We start from the raw sequence: 20,839 nt of genomic DNA, 5'->3' as shown, positions 1-20,839 counted from the left end.
AGGCGCGGCGCGCGGCAAAGGAGAAACGACGATGATCCGACGCGCACTAATCAATCGAAAGAACATATCCTTCGTCGCGTGGGTAGCAATCGGCACGGGTTCGGTGTTTCTCAGCCTTGCGCTTCCGCTGCCCGCGCTGGGCGCATTCGTAGTCGGCGCTTGTTGCGCGTATGCGGGGCGTTCCGGCCGGTGGCAGAGCGGGCATCCGGTCGCCGGCTTGCTGGAGCGCAAGCAACCAGAGGTCGTCGACGACGTGAATCAGCAAGCACCTGCGACGAATTCGACGCGCGAGGCGAGCGAGACGGAAGACGAAGCGGCGACGCGTTGAAGCGCCGCATTCGCACGCTCATCGCCGGGCCGCGATCAAGTCATAGCGTTTGAGCAGCGCATAACGGCGAAGCTTGCGCATGCCGTCAGGCGGCACAATAGGCGTATGACGGATGTCGAGCGAAGCTTGCCTGACTAGCGAGAACGCCGCGCAGATCGCGTGCGGCGAAGGAAAAACGGATAATGCACGGCAGTCTGTCCCCTGCGCAGTGGTGCACTGCGCCATATCGGTATCGGTGCGGCTTACGGGCAGAATGGCAGTGCGCATCACTCGCGAACAAGGCGGTTTCCTTCAACTGCAACTGAAAAAAATTTCCCTATGCGCATCCCACCGCTGAAGGCGATCATCGCGTTCGAAAGCGTTGCCCGCACGAAAAGCGTAAATCGCGCGGCCGACGAACTTGGCCTGACCGCGTCGGCGGTGAGTCATCAGCTGAGCAACCTCGAATCGATCATCGGGCAGGCGCTGTTCCAGCGCTCTGGCCGCGGACTCGTGCTGACGCCGACCGGCGAGCGTTATCTGGCCGACGTGACGGGCTCGCTCGCGGACCTGAGCCGCGCGACCGAACGCGCGTCGAGCCGTACCGACGTCGAGATCCTGCGCGTGCATTCGAGCCCGAGCTTCGGCCTGATGTGGCTGCTGCCGCGACTGTCTTCGTTCCAGGAAGCGAACGACGACATCCAGCTGAACGTCGCCTGCTCATACGAAAACGTGTCGTTCTCGAACGGCTTCTACGACATCGACGTGCGCCACGGCTACGGCAACTGGAGCAACGTCGAAGTCAAAACGGTGCGCGGCGAGTTCATCGCGCCGCTCGCGTCGCCGAAGTACCTCGCGCAACATCCGGTGAAGACGCCGGAAGACCTGTTGTCGCATCGGCTGATTTATTCGGAGTCGCCGCTCGTGCAGTGGAAACAGTGGTTCGGCAGGACCGGTGTCTCCGCCGCGCACAAGACCTTCGACTTCTCGTTCGACCGCTCGTACATGTCGCTCGAAACCGCGGCACTCGGGCTCGGCATCGCGCTCGAAAGCCTGATGCTCGCATCGGTGAAGATACGCGAAGGCCTGCTCGCGCCCGTGTTCGACGCCAGCTTCGCGGTCGAAGTCGGTGCCCATCATCTCGTCTATCCGGCGCAGAACGCGGACCTGCCGCGCGTCGAGCGCTTCCTTGCGTGGATCGAGCGCGAAGCGGCCGCCGACTTGCGGGGCTGAATCCGCGTTTTCGTTCGCGTGGCTGCACACCTGGCACAGCGCCGCGCGTGCGCTCCATCCGTCATCTGAATTTTTCTCAGCTATTGCTGAACGTTTCCGCGTTGATGCGGGCGCCTCGCGAGCCGACACTCTGGGCACCAGTCAACACACAGGAGACAAACCATGTTGCTCGAGAACCGGACCATCATCGTGACGGGTGCGGCGTCGCCGCGAGGCATCGGCAAGGCCACGGCGCGCGCGCTGGCCGCGCAAGGCGCAAACGTCGTGATCCTCGATCTGCGCCGCGAAGATGCGCAAAGCGCGGCCGCCGAGCTCGGCGCGAAGCATCTCGGTCTGGCTTGCGACGTAACCGACAAGGACGCCTGCATCGCGGCCGCGCGCGAGACGCTGCAGCGCTTTGGACGCATCGACGGTCTCGTCAACAACGCGGGCATCACACAGCCGGTGCGCACGCTCGAGATCGGCGGCAAGGACTTCGACGCGATCGTCGACGTCAATCTGCGCGGCACGCTGTACATGTCGCAAGCGGTGCTCCCGGCGATGAAGGAGCAGAACGGCGGCAGCATCGTCTGCATGTCGTCGGTCTCGGCGCAGCGCGGCGGCGGCATCTTCGGCGGCCCGCACTACAGCGCCGCGAAAGCGGGCGTGCTCGGTCTCGCCAAGGCGATGGCGCGTGAATTCGGCGCGAACCAGATCCGCGTGAACTCGATCACGCCGGGCCTCATCCATACGGATATCACGGGCGACAAACTGACGCCCGCGATGCGCGAGGACATCATCAAAGGCATTCCGCTCGGCCGGCTCGGTGACGCCGCGGACGTCGCGAACGCGTGCCTGTTTCTGCTGAGCGACCTGTCGAGCTACCTGACGGGGATCACGCTCGACGTCAACGGCGGCATGCTGATTCACTGAAACACCGCGCGCCGCCAGACGGCGCAAGCAACGCACCCGGGACACTATCCGGGGCACGTGGCCGCGGGCACGCGCAGCAGCGCCTGCCGCGGCGCACATAGGAGACATCGATGAAAGCGAAATACACCGCGACCGTTGCAGGCGACGTGATACCGCGAAACGACGAAATCACGTTCGAAGCGCGGACCTATGCGAAAGTCGCCCGGCGGCTGATTCCATTCCTGATGCTGTGCTATCTCGGCGCGTATCTGGATCGCGTGAACGTCGGCTTCGCGAAGCTGCAGATGCTCAACGATCTGCAATTCAGCGAAACGGTGTATGGGATGGGCGCCGGCATCTTCTTTCTCGGCTACTTCCTGTTCGAGGTGCCGAGCAACGTCATTCTTCATCGCGTCGGCGCGCGCCGCTGGCTTGCGCGAATCATGCTGACGTGGGCCGTGATCTCCGCGAGCTTCGTGTTCGTCAGAACACCTACCGCGTTCTATGTGTTGCGGTTTCTGCTCGGCGTAGCCGAGGCCGGCTTTGCGCCCGGCGTGATCCTTTACCTGACCTACTGGTTCCCGGCGCAGCGTCGCGCCAAGGCGTTGTCGCTGTTCTTCATGGCGATTCCGCTCGCGGGCATCATCGGCGGACCGCTGTCCGGCGCGATCATGCATTCGCTGCACGGCGCGCTGTCGATGTCGGGCTGGAAATGGCTGTTCCTGCTCGAAGCGCTGCCGTCGCTCGTGCTCGGCATCGCGATTCTGCTGTATCTCGACGACGGCATCGCCAAAGCGAAGTGGTTGAACGATGCGGAGAAAACGCTGCTCGCACGCAACGTCGCGAACGATGCGCAACAGACGGTCACGCACGTGTCGATTCGCGACTTCATCGGCGACCGGCGCCTGTGGCTGATGGCCGCGATCTACTTCTGCGTGGTGCTGGGCCAGTACGGCCTGACGTTCTGGCTGCCCACGATCATCCGCAAGGCCGGCGTCGCCGATCCGTTGTGGGTTGGCCTGTTCACCGCGATTCCGTATCTGTGCGCGATCGTCGCGTTGCCGCTGATCGGCATGAGCGCGGACCGTCGCCAAGAGCGCCGCTTTCACCTGGCGATTCCGATGCTGGTCGCCGCCGCCGGCTTCGCGACCTTGCCGCTGCTTGGCAGCGTCGGCGCGTCGATCGTGTGTCTGAGCGTCGCGTCGGCAGGCATTCTCGCTTCGTCGTCGCAGTTCTGGTCGCTGCCGACCGCGTTGCTCGGCGGCATGTCCGCGGCGGCCGGTATCGCCGCGGTGAACTGCTTCGCGAATCTGGCGGGCTTCTTCTCTCCGGCAATCGTCGGCTGGCTCAACGATCTGACCGGCAAGTCCACCGCCGGGCTGATCTTCATTTCCGCCGCGGTAACGCTGGGCGCCTTGCTGGTCTTTCTGGTGCCCGCGCGATCCGTGAACCGATGAACCTCTCTCTCGACCTGCTACAGGAGTTACCGATGGACACTGAGACCATCACCGAGTCGGTCACGCTCGCCGAGCGTGCGTACCGCATTCGCCGCAACGCGTTGCTGATGGGCGAAGTACAGGGCCAGGGCTATGTCGGCCAGGCGCTCGACATCGCCGACGTGCTGGCCGTCGCCTACTTCGGCGCGATGCGTTACCGCGCCGAAGACCCCGAATGGGAAGGCCGCGACCGCTTCCTGCTGTCGAATGGCCACTACGCGATTGCTTTATACGCGGCGCTGTTCGAAGCCGGCATCCTGCCCGCCGATGAACTCGAAACCTACGGCAGCGACGACAGCCGTCTGCCGATGTCCGGCATGGCGAGCTACACGCCCGGCATGGAGATGTCGGGCGGCTCCCTCGGCCAGGGTCTGACGATCGCCGTCGGCCGCTGCCTCGGATTGAAGCGCAAAGCGTCGGACTCCTTCGTCTACACGCTGTTCTCCGACGGCGAACTCGACGAAGGCGCGGTCTGGGAAGGCCTGATGTCGGCCGCGCACTGGAAGCTCGACAACCTGATCGCGATCGTCGACGTGAACAACCAGCAGGCCGATGGTCCCTCAACGCAGATCATGTCGTTCGAGCCGCTCGTCGACAAGCTCGAAGCGTTCGGCTGGTACACGCAGCGCGTGGACGGCAACGACATCGACGCGGTGAAGCGCGCCTTCGATAACGCGCGGCATCACGACAAGCCGCAACCGCGCATCATCGTCTGCGATACGAAGATGGGCTGCGGCGTGCCGTTCCTCGAAGCGCGCGAGAAGAATCACTTCATCCGCGTCGATGCACACGAATGGCAACTCGCGCTCGAAGCGCTCGAAGCCGGGAGACAAGCATGAGTACCGTTGCAAATAAGCCGCGCCTTAAAACCTCGGCGATGATCGCGTCGATTGCCGCCGAAGGACAGGTCACGCGTTCGGCGCCGTTCGGTCACGCGCTGGTCGAACTGGCACGCACGAAGGCGAGCGTGATCGGCATGACAGCCGACCTCGGTAAGTACACCGACCTGCATATCTTCGCGAAGGAATTTCCGGACCGCTACTACCAGATGGGCATGGCCGAGCAACTGCTGATGGGCGCGGCCGCCGGCTTCGCGCACGAAGGCGCGCAGCCGTTCGTCACGACCTACGCGGTGTTCGGAACGCGCCGCGCGTACGACTTCATTCATCAAACGATCGCCGAAGACAATCTCGACGTGAAGATAGTCTGTGCGTTGCCGGGCCTGACGACCGGCTACGGCCCGAGTCACCAGGCGGCCGAAGATCTCGCGCTGATGCGCGCGATGCCGAACATGACGGTGATCGATCCGTGCGACGCGCTCGATATCGAGCAGATGGTGCCGGCCATTGCCGCACACGAAGGGCCGGTCTATGCGCGCCTGTTGCGCGGCAACGTGCCAGCCGTACTCGACGAATACGGCTATCGCTTCGAACTGGGCAAGGCGAAGCTGCTGCGCGACGGCAACGACGTGCTGCTGATCTCGTCGGGGATCATGACGATGCGCTCGCTCGAAGTCGCGAAGGCACTGGAAGCCGATAACATCGGCGTGGCGGTGCTGCACGTGCCGACCATCAAACCGCTCGACACCGCGACGATCCTGCGCGAAGCGAAGCGCACGGGCCGCATGGTGATCGTCGCGGAGAATCACACGGTGATCGGCGGACTCGGCGAAGCCGTGGCGCGCACGCTGCTCAGCGCTGGAGTTGCGCCGCCGTTCCGGCAAATCGCGCTGCCCGACGAGTTCCTCGCTGCCGGTGCGCTGCCGACGCTGCACGATCGCTATGGCATCTCGACTAATGCGATGGCTACGTCGATCAAAACGTGGCTCGATTGACGTCGCACGTTGTCACGACACCGCGCGGGCCTCGTCGGCTTTACACCCCGATGGTCCGCGTCGTCTTCAGCGCGATCCATGTCATGCCTTCGCGCAGTCCTTCGAGTACCGCTTCTCTTTCCACGGCGAACACCTGCGATTGCTGAAAGGTGCGTTCGAAGTCACCTTCGGGCGACACATGTTTGACATGGATCGTCGCCTGAAATCCGCCTTCTGCCGCCTCCTCCGTATGGACACTCACGGACCAAGTTCCTTGCTGTGCGTTTGCTGATATAGCCATCGAATGCTCCTCGGGTTGTTGCGAGCGGCTACCACCGTCAGCGTAGGTCCGTGCAACGCCCGTCTCGTTGATCCAGGTCAAGTGTCGACGCGAACCGTGCGTCACGCTCGACGCCGATCGATCCCACGATGCCTTCAGCTTCGCTTCAGATTCACGCGAGCGCGTGAAAACCCTGCCGGGAAAACGCGCAACGACCCGTGCATGCGACATGCTAAAGAGGCCGCCATGCACCGCACGCGCATCGATTTCGATGCCCCCTCGCGCCGAGGTTTCGCGGTAAGCTTTTGCGACGTACCCGCGTCACGAGTTCGTGCCGGTGCGGCAACGCTGCCCTCATGATCGACGAACGCCGGGGTTCATCATGTGGTACGCCTTTATCGATGCACAACAACGCCTCGCTCGCGCGATGGTCGGGGGAGTTCTAACCGAATCTGGGTCGATGCCGAGCGCGCAAAGGGGCTGGCTCAGCCCGAATCATGCGACCGACGCGTTCAGCCACTGGCTGCTGAGATCGACCTGCGCCTTCGAGCGAACGCCGCCATTCGCGATCCACTCGGTTGCCGTCGACGATCGCCGCGTGAGCGTCGACGAAAACGTCGTCGCCTCGTTGCCACTCGGCGCGCTGCTCAGATTCAAGCGCAACCTGCCTACACCACCTACCGACACCAAACCGCCAGTGCTGTTGTGCGCGCCACTCGCCGGACATCACTCGGTGATGCTGCGCGAGACCGTCGAGACGCTGCTCGAAGAACGTGACGTATTCGTGACCGATTGGACCGATGCGCGCGACGTTTCGCTCGAAGCGGGCCCGCTATCGCTCGACGACTACGTGCAGGCGCTCGACAGCTTCATCGGCACCGCCCGCACGTTCGGCTCGCCGGTTCATGTGGTCGCAATCTGTCAGGCGAGCGTGCCCGCGCTCGGCGCCGCGGCGCTGCTCGCCGTGGACGAGACCGCCCCGCTTGCGAGCATCTCGCTGCTGGGCGGCCCGATCGATACCCGTTTGAACCCGACCGTCACGGATCGCTTCGCGAGTTCGCACACGCTCGAGTGGTTCCACGATCATGCGATCGATATCGTTCCACCGCCCTATCGCGGCGCGGGACGTCTCGTGTATCCGGGATTCATCCAGCAGGCCGCGATTTTTGCCGCGCATCCGGAGCGGCAGTTGCGGCTCGAAGCGGACTACTGGTCCCGCTGGCTCGCCGGCGACATGCCCGGTGCGCAGCGGGCACTGCGCTCGGCCAACGAGTATGCGGCGGTCCTGGATATGACGGAGCGCTACTTCCTCGACATGCTTCGCGTGGTGTTTCACGAACATCTGTTGCCGCGCGATCTATGGTCGGTCGCCGGGCGCCGGGTGCGGATCGCCGCGCTGCGCGATACCCCGCTGTGCACGATCGAGGGCGACAGCGACGAGATCACCGGCGCGGCGCAAACGCATTGCGCGCATGCGCTGTGCGATACATCGCCGATGCGGCCCGCGCGGCAGTTCACCATCGAGCAGTGCAATCACTACGATCTGTTCATCGGCCCGCGTTGGCGCGATGCGGTTTATCCGGGCCTCTGCGAATTCTGGCGCGATGTCGAACACGCTGCGTCGGAGGTTTGCCAGCCGCGCTGCGCGGCCAGGGGTTCGGCAGACCGCAGTTCGGCGTGAGGTGGCCGCGACAACGCCGGCAGTCCGCGCGTCACGTCACGACGCCAGTTTGCTCAGTTCCCACGCTCCATGCCGATCGCGGCTTCCAGGGCCAGTTCCGCCACATCGAACGCGCGGCGGATCGCCGCTTTGGCGTCGTCGTCAGCGCAGTGCGCGATCGGCTTGAGTTCGCGCGCGGGCGTGACGAGATCGAGCCGCACGTCATACAGCGGATGCGCCGATCCCGGGCGCAATGCCTCGATGGCGAGATGGCAGTGCGACACGAGCGCGCCAAACCGCGCGAGACGCACCAACTGCGCACCTGCTTCAGCTTCGAGCGGTGCGGCACCCGCAAAGCCAAGGTAGACGATCTGCATGTCAATGCCCATCTTCGCCTCCCGTTGCCAGTGTCGAACGGACCTGTTCCACGCAGATGCAAGTCCAGGCGCTCGCTATGGGCTTATCTTGTTCCTGTCGGAGTGGCGGTCATTGACGTGGGTCAAGCGCGGTGAAGGCAGTGTGGCAATGCCGCTCTGGTTCGAGATTTGCCCGATATTCACAAGGACCCATTCGATCGGCTTCTGGTCGCACAAGCTCTTTCGGAGCCGTTGCGCTTGCTGAGTTCAGACGGCCGCCTGTCGAAATACACAGACTTGGTTATCGCCGTCTAGGACACTCGTCAATGCATATGCATCCCCCCATTGATCGCAATATCGGCACCAGTGATAAAAGCCGCTTCGTCGGAGCATAGAAACGCGATCAACGCCGCCACCTCGTCCGGACGTCCGAGCCGGCCGACCGGGATCTGCGGCAGGATCTTCGTGTCGAGAATCTCGCGCGGCACAGCTTCGACCATCGCGGTCGCGAGGTAACCGGGCGACACGGTGTTCACCGTAACGCCGTGCTTCGCGGTTTCGAGCGCAAGCGCCTTGGTAAAGCCGTGCACGCCCGCTTTGGCCGATGAATAGTTGGTTTGCCCGTAGGCGCCGCGCGAGCCGTTGACCGATCCCACGTTGACGATACGGCCGTGGCGCCGCTCGAGCATGCCGGGCAACAGCGGCTTGGTCATGTTGAACAGGCCATCGAGATCGGTGCGCAGCACGGCGTCCCAGTGCTCCTTGCTCATTTTCGCGAAGCTCGTGTCTTGCGTGATGCCGGCATTGTTGATCAGCACGTCGACCCCGCCCAGTTCGGTCAGCACGCGTTGCGCGCAGCGCGCGCAGGAATCGAAGTCGGCGATGTCGGCTTCATATGCGTGAAAGTCGCGCCCCGTGTCGCGCTCGTGCTGCAGCCAGGTCGGCACGTGATCGTTGTGCGTCGAGTGCGTCACCGCGACCGTCATACCCGCGTCATGAAGCGCCCGGCTGACCGCCGCGCCCAAACCGCCCATCCCGCCTGTGACCAATGCCACGCGATCCGTTCCCATCTGAACTCCTCCTTGCCGTGTCTGCCATTGACGGTGCGCGCGCCGGCTTTGCCGGCCCGCGCGGCTAAACGCCGCCCGCGAACGGCAGCGCGTTCTGCGAGCTCCACCACCACGCGCTCAAGCCGCCCGCGAGCGGCGCGACTCCCGGCGCGATGCCGTACGCCGCCTGCCACCACGCAGACCACGCAGCGCAAGCGCGGTTCGCCTCGTCGAACCACTCCGCCTCGCGCTGTACAGCGAAGGCGATCGACTTGCTCCAGTCGGCGAAACTCCGCGCCGCGTACTCGCGCGCCGCGCCTTGCGCGGTCTGATACGCCGACGCGTAATCGAACCAGCCTTCGGGCTGTCCGGATGCCGTCGAGGTCCATGGTGAAGCGAAGCGTCCGAGCGGCGCATCGAATTCGGAAGCCATCATCGCTGCCCTCCAGAGCACAGCATAGGATTGCCAGGCGCGGTTGCAAACCGTCGAGCGCGTCTGCCACCGTATCGAGGTCGCGGCGGCCCGCGCTTGATCTGCATCAACAGCCTCGCCCGTCGGGCCCATAGACTCCATTTGACGACGGGCGCGAGCCCGCTTGCGCCCGTTTCCCACGTTCTGTCACGGAGCTTTGGCGATGAGCTACAAAAGCATTCTCGTTCACCTCGATACGAGCGTTCGTGCACATCCGCGCCTCGAGATCGCATTGCAGCTCGCACACCGCTTTCATGCGACGCTGACCGGCCTGTTTTCGACGTACGTGCCGCCGCGGCACGCGTTCTTCGTGATGGCCGGCACCGCCGACTACTATGCGGAGCACCAGCGCCGGCGCCACGAGCGTGCCAGCGCGCTGGAGCGGCTGTTTCGCGCGGAACTCGCGCGCGCGAACGTCGATGGCCATTGGATCGCCGCGAACGGCTACGCGAACGACGTCGTGCCGCCCTATGCGCGGGTCGCCGATCTGATCGTGCTCGGCCAGCCCGACCCGACCGACCCGGAGGCGTTCGTCGCCGAACAGTTCGTCGAGCACATCGTGCTGTCGGCCGGGCGGCCGGTGTTGCTGGTGCCGTCGAGCGGCACCTTCGCGGCGCCGGGCCGCCACGCGCTGATCGCGTGGGACGGCAGCCGCGAAGCGACCCGCGCGATCCACGACGCGCTGCCGTTCCTCGCGCACGCGGCCAAAGTGACGCTGCTGACGGTTCATTCGTCGGCCGATCGTCCGCCGCAGGGCACGGCTGCCGGCGACGACATCGCACTCACCGTCGCGCGTCACGGCGTCAAGATCGACGTGCGCGAGCTGAGCGTCGCGGACCGCGCGCCGGTCGGCGACGCGCTGCTGTCGCAGGCGGCCGACCTCGGCTGCGACCTGATCGTGATGGGCGCCTACGCGCATTCGCGTCTGCACGAAGTCGTGCTGGGCGGCGCAACGCGCACGATGCTCGAATCGATGACCGTGCCGGTGCTGTTGTCGCACTGAAGTGCGCGCTTAAGGAGCCCGCCATGTTTCACCGCCTACTCGTCGCGCTCGACGGCAGCGCCACGGCCTCGCGCGCGTTCGACGCCGCGCTGACCCTCGCCGCCGAATCGGGCGCCGAGCTGATGCCGCTGTACGTGATCGACGTACCCATCATCCCTTACGACGCGCCCGGCTTCGATCCTTCCACGATCGAGGACGCGTTCATCGAGGAAGGCAAGCGGATCGCGGCCGACGCGCAGAGCCGGATGACCGCACGCGGGGTCAAGGGCACGGCCCGCACCGTCGAAGCCGCGACCACCGGCGAAGACGTCGCGCATCGCATCGTCGAGACGGCGCGCGAATGGCACGCCGATGCGATCGTGATGGGCACACACGGCCGCCGCGGGCTTCAACGGCTGATGCTCGGCAGCGTCGCCGAGCGCGTGCTGCGCCGCGCCTGTTGCCCGGTGCTGATGATTCCCGCGCAGGCGAGCGGCGCGACGCGCGTCCAGCCAGCCCCGGACAGCGCCGACAGCGGACACGCCTGAGCGAACTCTCCTGAGCCGCTAGAAACTGGCTCTGCGCGGCGCTTCAGGGCCGAGGGTGGGCTTGTTCGTCATGCCGCACGATCAGCACCGGTATGTCGGTCGACCGCACCAGTGACTCCGCGACGCTGCCGAGCAGAAAGCGCTGCACGCCACGGCGGCCATGCGTGCCCATCACGATCAGATCGGCCTGGATTTCGTCGGCGACGCGCGCGAGCACCGCCGACACGTTTTCGGCGTAAGCGTCGATCACCCGCACGCCGCCCGGCACCTGCGCCTCGCGCAACAGCTCGCGCGGGCCATCGAGCGCGCGGCTGGCGAAATCTTGCGCCGCGCCCGCCGGTTCCGGCTCGAAAGCCACGTCGGCATTGTCCGACCACTTGCCGTGCCCCACCACGCAGCAGGCTTCGAGCGTGGCGCCCGTCAGCTTCGCGAGCTTCAGCGCCTCGGCGAAGGCGCGCTGCGCGCTGGGACTGTCGTCGAGTGCAACCAGAATTCGTGCATACATGTCGGACTCCCTCTGAAAGCGCTGGCATGACCCGAAGTGGTGCCCTCGCGCATTTGCACCGACAGTGTGAAGCGCGCCCCGCCAGTCGGCTTGACGCAGGTCAACGGGCCGCCGCTCGGTGCCGCCGCGCCGCTGCTGGACGACATCGCCAGCAACCCACTAGGAATATTCCTACAACCACCACCTGAACTCCTAGCACCGCTTAAAGCGCTGCCGATATATTTCCAAGATTAGGTCGCCAATACTGGTCGGTATGGACACCGCCCCGTCAGCCACCGTATCGAGAATCTTCCTCGTCGACGATGCGGTCGAGGTCCGGCGCCGGCTTGCTTGCCTGATCGCGCTGATTCCCGGCATCGAAATCGCGGGCGAGTCGGCGGGCGTCGAGCACGCGTTCGACGACATCGTCGCGAGTCGCGCCGATGTCGCGGTGCTGGACCCGTGCTTCTCGGGCAAGACCGACCTCCTGCTGCTCGCTGCGCTAGCGCGGGTGCGGCCGTCCATCGTCAGCATCGTGCTGACCAATCATGACGCGACGGCGTTTCGCCGCGCGTGCGAAGCGGCGGGCGCCGACTTCTTCTTCGACAAGACCTCGGAGTTCGAGCTCGCCTGCCGCGCCATCGAAGCGATTGCCTATGCGCGTCGTGCGCATCGGGTCTGACCGCCAGGAGCCGATCATGCAAGTTGCCGCAGTCCGTGAACCCCGCCACGACGCGCCTCGCACCTCGCACGTGGTACCGATCCACGTCGCGCCCAGCACCGCGGCGGCACGCCACGCCGTCACGCGCTGCTCCACCTGCGCGATGCGCGCGATCTGCATGCCGCCCGAGCTGACACCGGACGAACTGAGCAGGCTCGATGCGTTGATCTGCTCGACGCGCTCGATCAAACGCGGCGACGCGCTGTATCGCGCGGGCGACGAGTTTCAAAGCATCTACGCGATACGCGCCGGCTCATTCAAAACCGTGGTCATGCATCGCGACGGTCGCGAGCACGTGACTGGCTTCCAGATTGCCGGCGACTCGCTTGGCCTCGACGGCATCGGCGAGGCCAAGCAGAACTGCGATGCGATCGCGCTCGAAGATAGCGTCGTATGCATCATTCCGTTCGCGCAGCTCGAGGCGATCTGTCGCGAGATCAAACCGATGCAGCATCACATCTATCAGATGATGAGCGGCGAGATCGTGCGTGAATCGAGCCAGATGATGCTGCTCGGCACGATGACCGCCGAGCAGCGCGTCGCGACGTTCCTGCTGAATCTGTCGAAGCGCTTCAAGGCGCGCGGCTTTTCCGCCGCGGAGTTTCATCTGCGCATGACGCGCGAGGAAATCGGCTGCTTTCTGGGCATGAAGCTCGAAACGGTGAGCCGGATGTTCTCGAAGTTCCAGCGCGAGCACCTCGTCAAGGCGAACGGCAAAACGATCCGCATCGAAGATCCGGAACGACTGTCTCGGGTCTGAGCACCGGCGCGACGCCCGCCCCACGTTCGTTCGCGGGACATGCCGGGTGGAACAGGCGCTCCTGAACTGATATAACTCAGTGCGTTGCGGTACGCGACCTTGCGTGGCCGCCCGGAGGAGCGATGGGTCTATCGAGCGGCGAGTCTTCCTGCTTCACCAGTGCTGCGTCGGGGTCGGACGTGTCCGTCGAGGATCGCTATTTCATGTTGGTCGAGGCGGTGCAGGACTACGCGATCTTCATGCTGGACCCCGCCGGCCGCGTCACCAGCTGGAATCCCGGCGCACAGCGCATCAAGGGCTACACGCCCGAAGAAATCATCGGCCAGCATTTCTCGAAGTTCTATACCCCGGAAGACATCGCGGCCGGCAAGCCCGCGCGCGAACTGGAAACCGCCGCAGCCGTAGGCCGCGCCGAGGACGAAGGATGGCGTGTGCGTCGCGACGGCTCGCGTTTCTGGGCTAATGCGGTCGTTTCCGCCGTGCACGATGCGTCGGGCGCGCTGCTCGGCTTCGCCAAGGTCACGCGCGATCTGACCGAGCGCATGCGTCTTGCGGAACTCGAACGCGCGAGTCAGGTATCCACGCACACGCACATCGCCCGTGAAAACGAGCAGAAACGTATTGCACGCGAACTGCACGACGATCTCGGCCAACGGCTGACGGCGCTAAAAATGAGCGTCGCGCTGCTCGAAGCGAAGCTGAACAAGCAAGCCGACACTGAGCCGCTTGCGGCGCAAACGCGCGAGCTGCAACAGCAGATCGACTGGATGGCCGCTTCGCTGCGGCGCATCGCCGCCGATCTGCGCCCCCCGCTGCTCGACGACCTCGGACTCGCCGCCGCGCTCGACTGGCTGGCCGAAGACTTTACGAAACGCTACAACGTGCGCTCGAGCGTGCATCTCGAACCGGCCGAGCCGGTATGCGGCGAATTCGCGGCGACGGCGCTGTTTCGCATCGTTCAGGAGGCGTTGACGAACGTCGCGCGGCACGCCAAGGCGAGGCGCGTACGCATCGACATGATCTGCGCGGGCCCGATCGTATCGCTCGATATCGACGATGACGGCGTGGGTGTCACGCTGGATCATGCGCAGGGAACACATTCATTCGGGCTGCTTGGCATTCGCGAACGTGTGCGGCAGTTGCGCGGCAACGTATCGTTCATCAGCTCGCCGGGCCATGGTTTCAGGATCTCGATCCAGATACCAGCCGACGCGCTCGTGTAGTGCTCCCACGCGGCCGCGCCCCGCTACCGCGGATTACTTCTCGGGCGCTTCCTCGCTGATCTGCTCGCGCATCAGCAACACCGGACAGGTCGAGAAACGCAGCACCCGCTCCGCCACGCTGCCGATCACGAGGCGCCGCACGCCGCGTCGCCCATGCGTGCCCAGCACGAGCAGATCGGCGTGGACGTCCTCGCCGTGGCGCAGCACGATCGTGGCGACGTCGTCGGACAGGCTCTCCGACTCGATCATCGCGGGCCGGCAACGCACGTCGGCGGCGGCGCAGGCCTGCTCGGCCTCCTCGAGCACCGAGTGGCCGTCCTGGCGCAATGCTTCGACTAGCGCGAGCGGGTCGTAATAGCCGGCATAGGAAAAGATCGGCGTCTTGTCGACTACATAAACCGGATGCACGACGGCCTTCGTCAACGCGGCGAGATTCACCGCTTCTTTCAGCGCGCGTTTCGAAAAGCTACTGCCGTCCAGCGCGACGAGGATATGTTGGTACATGCCGATTCTCCACTGAGGTTGGATTTGTCAACGCGCGTGGCGCGCCCCTGCTACAGATAAATGGGCCCGCCCGCACTGGCCGGATGCGGCGTGCCGCGCGTATGCGGCGACGGTGAGCCGCGTGCTGGTCGCGGTCGACGAGACGAAAGCGCGCATCCGCGGCGACGAACTGCCGGGCGACATGCGTGGCGAGCGCCAGTCCTGTGCCGCCCGCGGACGCGATCATCACGCGGTGGAAGGTGTTGCGCTCGGCAGCAGTGTTCATCGGCTTTCCTCGGATCGTCGCGCCGCGCCTCGGCCCGTGACGGGGCGCCCAACGGTGCGCGCTTACATAATGAACGCCGGCGCGGCGGGCGGCTTGATCTGCATCAAGCGACCATGGCTCGCGAACAAATCATGAGCGGACCGCGAGCACGGCCGCGCCGGTCAGCTTGCCGTGGCGCAGATCGTCGAGCGCGCGGTTCGCGTCGCACAACGGGTAGGTGGTCATCTCGATCGCGAGCCGGGTCTCCGCGGCGCTGCGCATGAACGCAAGCCCATCGTCGCGGGTCAGATTGGCGACCGATACGACGCGCCGCTCGCCCCACAGAAACGCGTACGGGAACGACGGAATATCGCTCATATGAATCCCGCCGCACACCACCACGCCGCCCTTCGCGACCGCCTGCAGCGCCAGCGGCACCAGTGCGCCGACCGGCGCGAACAGCAGCGCGGCGTCGAGTTCGCTGGGCGGCGCCTCGTCGCTGCCGCCCGCCCATGCCGCGCCGAGGCGCAGCGCGAGTTGCTGGGCCGCGTGATCGCCGGGACGCGTGAACGCATAGACGGTGCGCCGCCGGTGACGCGCGACCTGCGCGACGAGATGCGCGGCCGCGCCGAAACCGTAGATGCCGATCCGTTCGGCGTCGCCCGCCATGCTCAACGTGCGATAGCCGATTAGACCCGCGCACAGCAGCGGCGCGGCCTCGATATCGCTGTAGTGCGGCGGCAGATGGAAGCAGTAGCGGCTATCGGCGACCGTGCGCTCGGCATAGCCGCCGTCGATCGTGTAGCCGGTGAAGCCGGCGTCTTCACAGAGATTTTCGCGGGCGGACAGACAGTAGCGGCAGTGACCGCAGGTGCGCCCGACCCACGGCACGCCGACCCGTTCGCCCACGTTGAAACCGCTGACGCCCGCGCCCAACTCGGCCACCACGCCGACGATTTCGTGGCCTGGAATCACCGGCCGCTTCGGATGCTCGAGGTCGCGATCGACCAGATGCAGGTCCGTGCGGCACACGCCGCAGGCATGAACGTCGATCAGAATCTCGCCGGCGCCGGGCCGCGGATCCGGCACTTCCCGCTCGGTCAGGGTCGCCGAGCTGCCGTCGAACACCATCGCTCGCATCGGGTTGCTCCTTCAGACGCTTCGGCGGCGGCACGCTGGCGTCATGCAGATCGCGAGCTGCGCGCCGCTTTCATCAGATCAGCATAGGCGTGCCATTGTGTCGCGCGATCGGTCGCCGCCCTAAACCGTTTGATCGAGGTCAATAAGGGCCGTTTCGCCGCCCGTACACTGATCTTATTCCTGATAGGTGACCCGTGCCGTGATTGCGGGAATCCGAGCTTATCTGCTCGCGGGCGCGGCGGGGTACTTAGCCACTACGAGAATCAGTCAGTTATATTGCGGAGACTTGTCATGCGTTTGACCGTTCATCTCGACACGTTCGATCGTGTCAACCCGATGGCCTTCGCGATTCTCTGGCTCGACAAGGACACGCGGCAATGGTCGCGCGAAGGTCATTTCGGGCTCGAGTTGCCCGAATGGGGCGCTTTGCATGTGGATTGCGGCGATACGCTCGTGTGCGCGCCGCATAGCACGGTGCCGGTCTGCGTGCTCGAGGGGCTCGAACTGAACCAGCTCGACGGGCCGTTCGAAGGCGAGGTCGGCCGCGTGCAGTGGTGCGCCGAACGCGGCCGCAGCCTGATGTGCGGCCACTGGCGCGTGCAATGCATCGACGTGGAACGGACGGAAGCGGAAAACAGCGTATTCGCAAGCGACGAAAACGCCTGAATCGGGGCGTCGCAAGCGGGGAGGTGATCGCCATGGCTCTCGTCGCTGATCTCGATGGCGTGCGGCAAGCGTACGCTTTGCGCTTCGTCCGTACGCCGTGAGCCTATTTCACGCGACTGCGGCTCGATCAGCAATGGGGCGACGGCACCACCGCTCCGTACCGCCTTAGACGTTACGAAAAGAGGCCTCGAGCTGCGTCAGGTTATGGACATCGAGTTTCGCGTAAATTTTTCGCACGTGGTCGATCACAGTGCTTTCGCGAATACCCATCAATTGCGCAATATCCCCATGCGAGTGCCGGAGCAACAGGTAAATGCAGAGTTGCCGCTGCCGTTCGCTCAAGCCAAGCTGAAATCCCCGCGTCTCGATTTCGAACGCGAGCGGAGGGAAATGCTCAGTGTAGATAGCGATACATGCGTGGTCCGCGCTCGCTGCTGCGTGGTCGAAGCGATACGCCCTGAACGTAAATCGACCTGCGCCGTTGAACCGTTCCAGGAAAGGTGGCGCTGCGGCGCAGCCTCGCCAGATTCCGTTGAAATTGGCGAGTAGCGGCGCTAGCCAACCCGGGAGCCGTGTGTGTTGCGCGCGGCTGGCCGACTCTCCGCCTGCCAGCGCAAGCATCCGCATGCCGTCCTCATTCTGCAACATGATCTTGCCGGTGTCGTCGACCACGATAACCGACGAACGACCATCTTCCGTGTGATTGGAATGCCGGCCTTTGGGTGACGTGAGCGCATGCGCGATATGTGCCGACAAAGGTCTAATGTCCGCGAGGTCCCGTTCGGAAAACGGCCGGCCGCCGGGCATTCTCTTGAGCGTCACGCTGCCCCACCCGCGCTTCCCATCGAAGGCCGTCAGTTCCAGGCTGTGCCGGATGTACATAGGCCGGTAAAGCTCGTTATACATCGTGCTGTTGAGCAACACCCCATCATGGCGCGCCGAGTTTTCGTACCCTCGTCCTCGCCGCATCGCAGTCGAAAAGCTAACCCCCATCGCATCAACCTGCATTTCCGTATTGTGCACTTCGGACATGTAGAGCGGCATCATTGCGTATATGGCCTCGTTCTGGCTGAACATGTCGCTAAGCGCATACTGCGCGTCGGCGTAGAAGAACATGCCCCAGTCCGCCCCGACCAACGTACGAAGCGTTTCGACGACGTGCGGAATGACGATGTGCGGATCACATCCAAGCAAGCACAGCCGCCGGACGTGACCTGACAAAGCAGCGTGTTTTGAAGACATTTCTGTCTCCGGGGAGCGTAGAAGTCCGCTATGCCTTTGGTTGCTTTCTATACTGTCAGACGTTAGGCACGACTGTTACTCCCATTTGTGAGGGTGTCAGTCCAGCGGAGATGTAAAGATGGGACGAGTCGATGACATTCATGCGGCCGTGCGGCTCGTCTATCAGGCGGCGCTTCATCCCGGGGAATGGCATGCGGCGCTCGATTCGGTCGTGAACGCTATCGGTGCACATAAAGCGGTGCTCAACGGAGTGACCGGAGATGCCGTTGGTGTCGTCGCGTCGACCGGCATCGAGCCATCTTCCGCGTTACGACTGCACCACGAGTTCGCGTCACGAATGCCTGACTGGATCAGCGCCATTCCGGCAGGAACGTCCTTGCGTCAATCGTCAGCGATCTCGGACGCGGATTTCAGACGCTCCGATCTGTATAACGAGGTGGTTCGGCCAGCTGGCGGATTCTACGGGATCGTCACGCCACTTGTGCGCACGCCTGTGCGTCAGGTCTATCTTTCGTGCGGCCGCGAATTAGGTGCAGCGGATTTCGATAACGAAGATGTAGACGCCCTGAATCTCGTTGTGCCCCACCTTATCAACTCGCTTGAAGTTGGCAAGCGCCTCGTGCGCGCGGACGCGAACGTCAAGTCGGTATTTGATCTGCTTGACCGCGCGAGCGTCGGCGTCATTCTGTTCGATGCCGCACTGTGCCCTGTGTTCGTGAACAGACGCGCCGAGGCGCTTGCATCGAGCGGCGACGGATTGGTGCTGTCTAAACGCACGGTGGCGGCGACGAAGCACGCGGAAACACTGTTGTTGCAGAAGGCGATGGCCGGCTCGGTTGGCTTGCACGACATAAAACGCAACGGCCGCGAGAGTGCGATACAACAAGCCGCCCCTACGCGCTGCTATCTTTCGCGCGATCCGCCGCGCCTGCCACTCGTCGTCAGAATCATGCCATTCGACCTGCACCAGCGCTCTGGCGCGTATGGAGATGCGGGCGAATCCAACACCACACGGGGCGCTCTGTTCCTGACGGAGGCCGACCGTGCGCCGAACGTCGATGCGGACGTACTCGTTGAAACGTTCCGACTCACGCGCCGCGAGGCGCAACTTGCAGTGTTACTTGCCAACGGCTACTGCCTCGAAGAGGCGGCGACGAAGCTCACAATCGGCTTAGGCACAGCGCGGGGATACCTGAAACAGATATTGGGCAAGACGTTCACTCATAGGCAGGCCGAGCTCGTCGCGCTAATCCTGCGCAGTAGCCTGCAAGCTTTCGAATCTGCCGATGGCCGCTAGAGTCGCGGCGGCGAGGCCGTCTCCGCCAGACCGGCAAGCGGACGTTTTTCGCGCACGAGCTGACTCAGTATGCCGAGCGCGAGTAGTGCTATCGGATAGAGGATCTTGTAGTTCGAATCCGCCATCAGGAAACCACAGGACAGAAATGCGAGCGGCGTCAGAAGCCATCGCTGTGCTCCGCGTTCGATCTTCCAGCAAGCGAAAATACATATCAGGTAGAGCACCAGGAAATTCTGGTTAGCAACGATCAATAGATCCGGGATCTGGATGTGTAATGCCGTCACCCCTGCCAGTACGGCCGCAAAGCTTGCCGCCACCAACAATACTGCGTTGCGAGGCGTTCCTTGCCCGTCCAGGCGCGCAAAGACTCCGGGCAGCAGGCGGTTCCTGCTGGCGGCATAGAAAAGACGGCTGGCAGCGAAGACCCACGCATTGGCTGTCGCCTGGATAATCACAACTGTCACGAGCGCGAATGCAGACTGCCAGCGCAAGGGAACGAGATGGGCAATCCCTTCCGCCGCGTTCACGGAAGATTGGTTACTTGACGCACCGTTTACGGTGCCTGCTAGCAGGGAATACAGCACCACCACGACGAGAAAACTAGCCAGATAAACGAGCTTGATCGTTCGCTGCGGCTGCTGGAACTCCTCGAGACCGAACGAGACGTTCTCCCAGCCTATAAATGCCCAGAAAAGCAGAGCACTCACTCTCCAGACTTGCGATGGCTTCACGCCTGTCCAGTCGGGACGAGTCCACAGCAGCATACCGGTGCGCAGGTCGGCGTGCCTCGTCACGCAAAGGACGAGCACGGCAGCGATGATCAATGCGAGCGAGAGCTTATTGACGAGTGCGGCCTTGCGAATGCCGAACAGGTTGAACGTGATGGCAACCAGCAAGATCGATATGCAGATAGGGACATGAGCACTCTTGTCGAGGCCAAAGGCAACGAGCGCATAGCTTGCCCCGATCATCGATTGAGCCGGAACGGTAAGCGGGAACGTGCCGCATAGAACCGCCGTGACGGCAGATTCGGCGCGCCGCCCGAGCGCGGCTTCGGCGTAACGCGAAACGCCCGCGGCGGAGGCGTAGCGCGTGCCAAGGATTGCAAACACCCAAAGCAGCGGAAGGCAGGCGATCGCGCAGGCCAACCATCCGAATGCCGCGATTTGCGGCGAGCCGAGCTGCAGCGCAAGGCCCGGAAGACCAAACACGCCGGAGCCGACGACCATTCCGACAGCCAGCGCCGTGCCGCCGAACAGCGAAATCTGCCGACGCAATTCTGGCACTTCTTTCTCCTTCGCTGTTTCCTGTGCTGTGACTCGATGCAAGTCCAGATCGATTGCGGTGACTAGCACGGTCATATTCATGCTAGATGTCGCGCGAAGGCGAAACACCCCATGTGCAGGGGGCATCTGCGAGTCGGCCGTGAGCGGCCGGAGCATCCGTTGGACGTACCGTCGCCACGCGCGAA

25 protein-coding genes and 1 pseudogene are annotated in these 20,839 nt (G+C 64.0%); 16 read left to right on the top strand and 10 right to left on the bottom strand.

Annotation, left to right across the window (positions count from 1 at the left end; translation table 11 throughout):
• Window positions 1-31 precede the first annotated feature (31 nt).
• On the top strand, window positions 32-328 hold the full coding sequence (locus tag AB3X95_RS36085) for a hypothetical protein (RefSeq protein WP_176121408.1): 297 nt from the start codon (window positions 32-34) through the stop codon (window positions 326-328).
• Between the two features lie 18 nt (window positions 329-346).
• Here AB3X95_RS36085 and AB3X95_RS36080 read toward each other — a convergent pair whose 3' ends face one another.
• Window positions 347-595: a hypothetical protein gene (locus AB3X95_RS36080; RefSeq protein WP_176367980.1), complete on the bottom strand. Its 249-nt coding sequence runs from the start codon at window positions 593-595 to the stop codon at window positions 347-349.
• Between the two features lie 51 nt (window positions 596-646).
• Between AB3X95_RS36080 and AB3X95_RS36075 the strand changes: the two genes are divergently transcribed.
• From AB3X95_RS36075 to AB3X95_RS36055, 5 genes are all read left to right on the top strand, one after another.
• Window positions 647-1,540: a LysR substrate-binding domain-containing protein gene (locus tag AB3X95_RS36075; protein ID WP_368623759.1), complete on the top strand. Its 894-nt coding sequence runs from the start codon at window positions 647-649 to the stop codon at window positions 1,538-1,540.
• A gap of 162 nt (window positions 1,541-1,702) precedes the next feature.
• The gene (locus tag AB3X95_RS36070; RefSeq protein WP_368623758.1) at window positions 1,703-2,452 is read left to right on the top strand and encodes an SDR family NAD(P)-dependent oxidoreductase; all 750 of its coding nucleotides are present in this window, start codon (window positions 1,703-1,705) and stop codon (window positions 2,450-2,452) included.
• Window positions 2,453-2,562: 110 nt separating this feature from the next.
• Window positions 2,563-3,888 carry an MFS transporter gene (locus AB3X95_RS36065; protein ID WP_368623757.1) on the top strand — a complete coding sequence of 442 codons (1,326 nt, stop codon included), beginning with the start codon at window positions 2,563-2,565 and terminating at the stop codon, window positions 3,886-3,888.
• Between the two features lie 32 nt (window positions 3,889-3,920).
• A complete protein-coding gene (locus AB3X95_RS36060) occupies window positions 3,921-4,766 on the top strand; it encodes a transketolase (RefSeq protein ID WP_184227079.1) in 846 nt (281 codons plus the stop codon).
• Entirely contained in the window at window positions 4,763-5,761 is a 999-nt protein-coding gene (locus tag AB3X95_RS36055; protein ID WP_176121412.1) for a transketolase family protein, read from the top strand. Before AB3X95_RS36060 ends, AB3X95_RS36055 begins: the two co-directional genes overlap by 4 nt.
• 40 nt (window positions 5,762-5,801) lie before the next feature.
• On the opposite strand, the gene AB3X95_RS36050 is transcribed toward AB3X95_RS36055, so the two are convergent.
• Window positions 5,802-6,041, bottom strand: coding sequence for a hypothetical protein (locus AB3X95_RS36050; protein WP_176121643.1), 240 nt, complete (start codon window positions 6,039-6,041; stop codon window positions 5,802-5,804).
• Window positions 6,042-6,402: 361 nt separating this feature from the next.
• Here AB3X95_RS36050 and phaZ point away from each other — a divergent pair, with 361 nt between their 5' ends.
• On the top strand, window positions 6,403-7,701 hold the full coding sequence (gene phaZ, locus AB3X95_RS36045; RefSeq protein ID WP_368623756.1) for a polyhydroxyalkanoate depolymerase: 1,299 nt from the start codon (window positions 6,403-6,405) through the stop codon (window positions 7,699-7,701).
• A 53-nt stretch (window positions 7,702-7,754) separates the two neighbouring features.
• On the opposite strand, the gene AB3X95_RS36040 is transcribed toward phaZ, so the two are convergent.
• Complete coding sequence (locus tag AB3X95_RS36040; protein ID WP_176121414.1) at window positions 7,755-8,069, bottom strand: hypothetical protein; 315 nt, start codon at window positions 8,067-8,069, stop codon at window positions 7,755-7,757.
• A 135-nt stretch (window positions 8,070-8,204) separates the two neighbouring features.
• Here AB3X95_RS36040 and AB3X95_RS36035 point away from each other — a divergent pair.
• Window positions 8,205-8,351: pseudogene (locus AB3X95_RS36035) on the top strand (PIN domain nuclease); the annotation flags it as partial.
• 8 nt (window positions 8,352-8,359) lie between these two features.
• Here the strand turns inward: AB3X95_RS36035 and phbB are convergent.
• Both phbB and AB3X95_RS36025 read right to left on the bottom strand, forming a co-directional pair.
• A complete protein-coding gene (gene phbB / locus AB3X95_RS36030) occupies window positions 8,360-9,106 on the bottom strand; it encodes an acetoacetyl-CoA reductase (protein WP_176367985.1) in 747 nt (248 codons plus the stop codon).
• A gap of 64 nt (window positions 9,107-9,170) precedes the next feature.
• Window positions 9,171-9,521 carry a polyketide synthase gene (locus tag AB3X95_RS36025; protein WP_184227076.1) on the bottom strand — a complete coding sequence of 117 codons (351 nt, stop codon included), beginning with the start codon at window positions 9,519-9,521 and terminating at the stop codon, window positions 9,171-9,173.
• Window positions 9,522-9,720: 199 nt separating this feature from the next.
• On the opposite strand from AB3X95_RS36025, the gene AB3X95_RS36020 reads away from it, so the two are divergent.
• Together AB3X95_RS36020 and AB3X95_RS36015 are read left to right on the top strand one after the other, a co-directional pair.
• Window positions 9,721-10,560, top strand: a complete 840-nt coding sequence (locus AB3X95_RS36020) for a universal stress protein (protein WP_368623755.1) — start codon at window positions 9,721-9,723, stop codon at window positions 10,558-10,560.
• A gap of 23 nt (window positions 10,561-10,583) precedes the next feature.
• Window positions 10,584-11,087, top strand: coding sequence for a universal stress protein (locus AB3X95_RS36015; RefSeq protein WP_368623754.1), 504 nt, complete (start codon window positions 10,584-10,586; stop codon window positions 11,085-11,087).
• 43 nt (window positions 11,088-11,130) lie between these two features.
• Here AB3X95_RS36015 and AB3X95_RS36010 read toward each other — a convergent pair whose 3' ends face one another.
• The gene (locus AB3X95_RS36010; RefSeq protein WP_176121419.1) at window positions 11,131-11,592 is read right to left on the bottom strand and encodes a universal stress protein; all 462 of its coding nucleotides are present in this window, start codon (window positions 11,590-11,592) and stop codon (window positions 11,131-11,133) included.
• A 253-nt stretch (window positions 11,593-11,845) separates the two neighbouring features.
• Here AB3X95_RS36010 and AB3X95_RS36005 point away from each other — a divergent pair, with 253 nt between their 5' ends.
• The 3 genes from AB3X95_RS36005 (at window position 11,846) to AB3X95_RS35995 (ending at window position 14,275) form a co-directional block, all read left to right on the top strand.
• Window positions 11,846-12,253, top strand: a complete 408-nt coding sequence (locus tag AB3X95_RS36005; protein ID WP_176121420.1) for a response regulator — start codon at window positions 11,846-11,848, stop codon at window positions 12,251-12,253.
• A 16-nt stretch (window positions 12,254-12,269) separates the two neighbouring features.
• A complete protein-coding gene (gene fnr, locus AB3X95_RS36000) occupies window positions 12,270-13,052 on the top strand; it encodes a fumarate/nitrate reduction transcriptional regulator Fnr (RefSeq protein ID WP_368623753.1) in 783 nt (260 codons plus the stop codon).
• A 122-nt stretch (window positions 13,053-13,174) separates the two neighbouring features.
• Window positions 13,175-14,275 carry a PAS domain S-box protein gene (locus tag AB3X95_RS35995; RefSeq protein WP_368623752.1) on the top strand — a complete coding sequence of 367 codons (1,101 nt, stop codon included), beginning with the start codon at window positions 13,175-13,177 and terminating at the stop codon, window positions 14,273-14,275.
• A gap of 33 nt (window positions 14,276-14,308) precedes the next feature.
• Here AB3X95_RS35995 and AB3X95_RS35990 read toward each other — a convergent pair whose 3' ends face one another.
• The gene (locus tag AB3X95_RS35990) at window positions 14,309-14,779 is read right to left on the bottom strand and encodes a universal stress protein (protein WP_184227071.1); all 471 of its coding nucleotides are present in this window, start codon (window positions 14,777-14,779) and stop codon (window positions 14,309-14,311) included.
• 121 nt (window positions 14,780-14,900) lie between these two features.
• On the opposite strand from AB3X95_RS35990, the gene AB3X95_RS35985 reads away from it, so the two are divergent.
• Window positions 14,901-15,179, top strand: coding sequence for a hypothetical protein (locus tag AB3X95_RS35985; protein ID WP_176121424.1), 279 nt, complete (start codon window positions 14,901-14,903; stop codon window positions 15,177-15,179).
• Here the strand turns inward: AB3X95_RS35985 and AB3X95_RS35980 are convergent.
• Window positions 15,174-16,163, bottom strand: a complete 990-nt coding sequence (locus AB3X95_RS35980) for a zinc-dependent alcohol dehydrogenase family protein (protein WP_368623751.1) — start codon at window positions 16,161-16,163, stop codon at window positions 15,174-15,176. The two genes, AB3X95_RS35985 and AB3X95_RS35980, sit on opposite strands and share 6 nt — an antisense overlap.
• 291 nt (window positions 16,164-16,454) lie before the next feature.
• Here AB3X95_RS35980 and AB3X95_RS35975 point away from each other — a divergent pair, with 291 nt between their 5' ends.
• Window positions 16,455-16,829 carry a DUF3564 domain-containing protein gene (locus AB3X95_RS35975; RefSeq protein WP_184227069.1) on the top strand — a complete coding sequence of 125 codons (375 nt, stop codon included), beginning with the start codon at window positions 16,455-16,457 and terminating at the stop codon, window positions 16,827-16,829.
• A 165-nt stretch (window positions 16,830-16,994) separates the two neighbouring features.
• Here the strand turns inward: AB3X95_RS35975 and AB3X95_RS35970 are convergent, their stop codons facing one another.
• The gene (locus AB3X95_RS35970) at window positions 16,995-18,071 is read right to left on the bottom strand and encodes a helix-turn-helix transcriptional regulator (RefSeq protein ID WP_368623750.1); all 1,077 of its coding nucleotides are present in this window, start codon (window positions 18,069-18,071) and stop codon (window positions 16,995-16,997) included.
• Between the two features lie 118 nt (window positions 18,072-18,189).
• Here AB3X95_RS35970 and AB3X95_RS35965 point away from each other — a divergent pair, with 118 nt between their 5' ends.
• Window positions 18,190-19,368 (top strand): helix-turn-helix transcriptional regulator, encoded by a 1,179-nt coding sequence (locus tag AB3X95_RS35965; RefSeq protein WP_184227068.1) that lies wholly within the window; start codon window positions 18,190-18,192, stop codon window positions 19,366-19,368.
• Here the strand turns inward: AB3X95_RS35965 and AB3X95_RS35960 are convergent.
• The gene (locus AB3X95_RS35960) at window positions 19,365-20,735 is read right to left on the bottom strand and encodes an APC family permease (RefSeq protein ID WP_176121429.1); all 1,371 of its coding nucleotides are present in this window, start codon (window positions 20,733-20,735) and stop codon (window positions 19,365-19,367) included. The two genes, AB3X95_RS35965 and AB3X95_RS35960, sit on opposite strands and share 4 nt — an antisense overlap.
• Between the last annotated feature and the right edge of the window lie 104 nt (window positions 20,736-20,839).

It is taken from the genome of Paraburkholderia sp. BR13444, assembly GCF_040948755.1.
GTDB classification, from domain to species: Bacteria; Pseudomonadota; Gammaproteobacteria; order Burkholderiales; family Burkholderiaceae; genus Paraburkholderia; species Paraburkholderia youngii.
Note: the sequence above shows the minus strand (reverse complement) of the source record. Positions and strands in the feature narration are given on the sequence as shown.

Bases quoted from the DNA above. Each gene is read 5' to 3' on its own strand.
- AB3X95_RS36060 (WP_184227079.1), top strand. From the start codon at position 3,921: ATGGACACTGAGACCATCACCGAGTCGGTCACGCTCGCCGAGCGTGCG.
- AB3X95_RS35980 (WP_368623751.1), bottom strand. From the start codon at position 16,163: ATGCGAGCGATGGTGTTCGACGGCAGCTCGGCGACCCTGACCGAGCGG.
- AB3X95_RS36015 (WP_368623754.1), top strand. From the start codon at position 10,584: ATGTTTCACCGCCTACTCGTCGCGCTCGACGGCAGCGCCACGGCCTCG.
- AB3X95_RS36055 (WP_176121412.1), top strand. From the start codon at position 4,763: ATGAGTACCGTTGCAAATAAGCCGCGCCTTAAAACCTCGGCGATGATC.
- AB3X95_RS36010 (WP_176121419.1), bottom strand. From the start codon at position 11,592: ATGTATGCACGAATTCTGGTTGCACTCGACGACAGTCCCAGCGCGCAG.
- AB3X95_RS35970 (WP_368623750.1), bottom strand. From the start codon at position 18,071: ATGTCTTCAAAACACGCTGCTTTGTCAGGTCACGTCCGGCGGCTGTGC.
- AB3X95_RS36065 (WP_368623757.1), top strand. From the start codon at position 2,563: ATGAAAGCGAAATACACCGCGACCGTTGCAGGCGACGTGATACCGCGA.
- AB3X95_RS36075 (WP_368623759.1), top strand. From the start codon at position 647: ATGCGCATCCCACCGCTGAAGGCGATCATCGCGTTCGAAAGCGTTGCC.
- AB3X95_RS36020 (WP_368623755.1), top strand. From the start codon at position 9,721: ATGAGCTACAAAAGCATTCTCGTTCACCTCGATACGAGCGTTCGTGCA.
- AB3X95_RS36040 (WP_176121414.1), bottom strand. From the start codon at position 8,069: ATGGGCATTGACATGCAGATCGTCTACCTTGGCTTTGCGGGTGCCGCA.
- AB3X95_RS35995 (WP_368623752.1), top strand. From the start codon at position 13,175: ATGGGTCTATCGAGCGGCGAGTCTTCCTGCTTCACCAGTGCTGCGTCG.
- AB3X95_RS35975 (WP_184227069.1), top strand. From the start codon at position 16,455: ATGCGTTTGACCGTTCATCTCGACACGTTCGATCGTGTCAACCCGATG.
- fnr (WP_368623753.1), top strand. From the start codon at position 12,270: ATGCAAGTTGCCGCAGTCCGTGAACCCCGCCACGACGCGCCTCGCACC.
- AB3X95_RS36085 (WP_176121408.1), top strand. From the start codon at position 32: ATGATCCGACGCGCACTAATCAATCGAAAGAACATATCCTTCGTCGCG.
- AB3X95_RS36050 (WP_176121643.1), bottom strand. From the start codon at position 6,041: ATGGCTATATCAGCAAACGCACAGCAAGGAACTTGGTCCGTGAGTGTC.
- phbB (WP_176367985.1), bottom strand. From the start codon at position 9,106: ATGGGAACGGATCGCGTGGCATTGGTCACAGGCGGGATGGGCGGTTTG.
- AB3X95_RS35990 (WP_184227071.1), bottom strand. From the start codon at position 14,779: ATGTACCAACATATCCTCGTCGCGCTGGACGGCAGTAGCTTTTCGAAA.
- AB3X95_RS36005 (WP_176121420.1), top strand. From the start codon at position 11,846: ATGGACACCGCCCCGTCAGCCACCGTATCGAGAATCTTCCTCGTCGAC.
- AB3X95_RS36070 (WP_368623758.1), top strand. From the start codon at position 1,703: ATGTTGCTCGAGAACCGGACCATCATCGTGACGGGTGCGGCGTCGCCG.
- AB3X95_RS35965 (WP_184227068.1), top strand. From the start codon at position 18,190: ATGGGACGAGTCGATGACATTCATGCGGCCGTGCGGCTCGTCTATCAG.
- AB3X95_RS35960 (WP_176121429.1), bottom strand. From the start codon at position 20,735: ATGAATATGACCGTGCTAGTCACCGCAATCGATCTGGACTTGCATCGA.
- AB3X95_RS36025 (WP_184227076.1), bottom strand. From the start codon at position 9,521: ATGATGGCTTCCGAATTCGATGCGCCGCTCGGACGCTTCGCTTCACCA.
- AB3X95_RS36080 (WP_176367980.1), bottom strand. From the start codon at position 595: ATGCGCACTGCCATTCTGCCCGTAAGCCGCACCGATACCGATATGGCG.
- phaZ (WP_368623756.1), top strand. From the start codon at position 6,403: ATGTGGTACGCCTTTATCGATGCACAACAACGCCTCGCTCGCGCGATG.